The organism is Acidocella sp., assembly GCF_028687955.1.
In the GTDB taxonomy this organism is placed as follows: Bacteria; Pseudomonadota; Alphaproteobacteria; order Acetobacterales; family Acetobacteraceae; genus Acidocella.
Map to the genome: position 1 here is coordinate 5596 of NZ_JAQTZC010000082.1, position 2502 is coordinate 8097.

The 2502-nt window shown below is 61.6% G+C and carries 2 protein-coding genes; one reads left to right on the forward strand and one right to left on the reverse strand.

The features are described 5' to 3' along the window. Positions 1-995: WD40 repeat domain-containing protein (locus PHE40_RS09850; RefSeq protein WP_299961292.1), on the reverse strand; the 995-nt coding region annotated here is incomplete at its 3' end. A gap of 203 nt (positions 996-1198) precedes the next feature. Between PHE40_RS09850 and PHE40_RS09855 the strand changes: the two genes are divergently transcribed. Then, positions 1199-2502 (forward strand): hypothetical protein (locus PHE40_RS09855; RefSeq protein ID WP_299961294.1); only part of this gene is annotated, 1304 nt, incomplete at its 3' end.

Genomic DNA, 2502 nt, shown 5'->3' on the forward strand with positions numbered 1-2502 from the left:
CCGGCGAACCCGGTCTCGGTGCCAAAGGCCAGGTGCGAGCCAGAGGGGTTCCACGCAAGTGCGGTAATGGCGCCGCGTCCCGGCCCGCAAACCGGCAGGATGTGTTCCTGTGCAACATCTGCGATCAGCAGCAGGCCGGTATTGAACCCGGCGGCCAGCACCTCGGTCGCTGGGTGGCAGGCGATGCGCTTTGCGATGCCGTCGCCCATGCCAAGCTCCAGCGGGGCCTTCCCCATCGGCCCGCCGCCGAAGAAGGGCCACAGCACGATGGTATCGGCCCCCGCGGTGGCCAGCCAGCGTCCCGAGTGCGTAAAGCCAAACGATTCGCACTTGGCCGGATAGCCCGCCATGCGCATGTGCTTGCCTTCCGGCAGGGTCCAGCCGTGCAGGGCGTTTTCCTGCATGGAGGTCACCAGCGCGTCGCCCTGCGGATGAATGGCGACTCCCGTATGACTGCCCTTCCACTCCAGTTTGCGCGGCGTCTCCGAGGTGGAAGCGGTGAACCACAGCGATGCGCCATTATAATGTGACGCGGCGATCCGCTTGCCCTTGCGGTCGAAGGCAATGCCGGTGACGGTGCTGGGGTGGGGCAGAGCGCGCAGCGCCTCGCCTTTGTCGTTGAACAGATACAGAGTCTTCCCGGCGGCGGCGGCGAGCAGCGGGGTCTTTCCGGCGTAGCTCGCCACATGCTCCACCCATTTGGAGCCGCAGTGGGCAATTTCATCAATCGCGCCGTCCAGCCCCACGGCGAGCAACCGGCCGTCATCACCGCCGGTGATAAATCCCCCCGTCACCGGGTGCCGCGCCAGCGAGAGCACGGCGCCGTGATGCGCCGGGATTCTGGCCCAGGCTTCAGCCGTGGCCATGCACAGGCTGCCGTCGCCCATGGCGAAGGCGCAGTTGCGGCCGGTGGCATCAAAACAGGCGGCAATGGCGTGGGCGCCGAGTTCAGCGGTCTTGCCGCGGGAATTCAAAAGCTGGTCGAGGTCTGGCATGTCCCGATCTCTGCCGAACTCGCGCGCCCACGGCAAGACCAATCCGCCCCGCCGCCCCCAGCTGTGACAAATTTGCCGCGCGGTTTTCAGAATAATGTTCATTCGGAACTGTTTTGTCCCAGACGGCGCATTCTTGCGATAGATCAAGGTTGCCGATCGTTCATACTGGCAGATCATCAGCCATCATTTAGCAGGAGAGCGCGATGAAGCGGAGCAGATTGAATTGGGTGCGTGCGGTGGGCGCATTGGCTGGCATAGCGGCGATAACGGCGATGCCGCGGGAAGCCAGGGCGATCCCCGCCTTCGCGGCGCAGACCGGTATGCCTTGTTCGGCCTGCCACATTGGTTTTCCACAACTCACCCCTTTTGGCCGTGCTTTCAAGATGGACGGCTATGTGCAAGGCGGCACCTTCCCGGACATCAAAAATTTCGCGGCCATGATGCAGGCGGGCTTTACCCAGCTGCACGATAAAGTGCTGGGTGGTCTGGCGCCTGATTTCAAGAGCAACAATGCCTGGTCGATCCAGCAAACCAGCCTGTTCTATGGCGGCGCGCTTGATGGCAAGATCGGCCTCGGTGGTTTCATTCAAGGAACCTACGATGGTATCGGCCATCAATTCCACTGGGATAATACGGACATTCGCCTGGTGCAGATGACCAACATCGGCAACAGACGCTTGGTGTACGGCTTCACCTTCAACAACGCACCGGGTCTCACGGATTTGTGGAACACGCTGCCGGCCTGGGGTTATCCCTTCATCCCGGCCGCGCTGGGTGTTGGCCAGACCGCCGGGCTGCAGACCGCGGCGCTGGCGCAGGCCGTGGCTGGCGTGGGCGGTTACGGCGCGCTCAACGTCACACCATCAGATCTGCTGTACGGTGAGTTCGATCTGTACAAGGCCGTACCGAACCACACGGCCTACATGCTGGGCGTTGGGCCCGAAGCCGCGATCTCCGGGCCAATCCCCTACTGGCGCTTTGCCTTGCAGCACAGCTCTTGGAAGCAATCAATCGAGATCGGCACCTCCGGCCTGGTTGATCATCCTTACGCCTCCGGTTACACCCATGGGCCGACGGATACGCTGACCGATGTGGGCGTGGATGCGCAATATCAGTACATCACCGTAAAGCAGGCGTTCTCCGTGCAGGCGGCCTATGCGCATGAATTCCAGCATTGGTCTGCAAGTTATCCGCTCGGGATCACCGCCAACCCGAATGATTCGCTGGACAGCATATCAATGAATGCCTCCTATCTCTGGCACCAGATGTTCGGCGTGTCGGAGGCTTATGACAGCATCACCGGCAATGCCGATACCGGGCTCTATAACACCGGCACCAGCAACGCCAACGGCAAACCTAACACCCAGAGCTACACCACCGAGCTGGACTACTATCCGTTCAATACCGATGGCCCCAAGTTCTTCCCCTGGGTGAACGCCAAGTTCTTCATTGAAGACACCTTCTACACCCAGTTCAACGGCTTGGCGCATAACTACGACGGCAACGG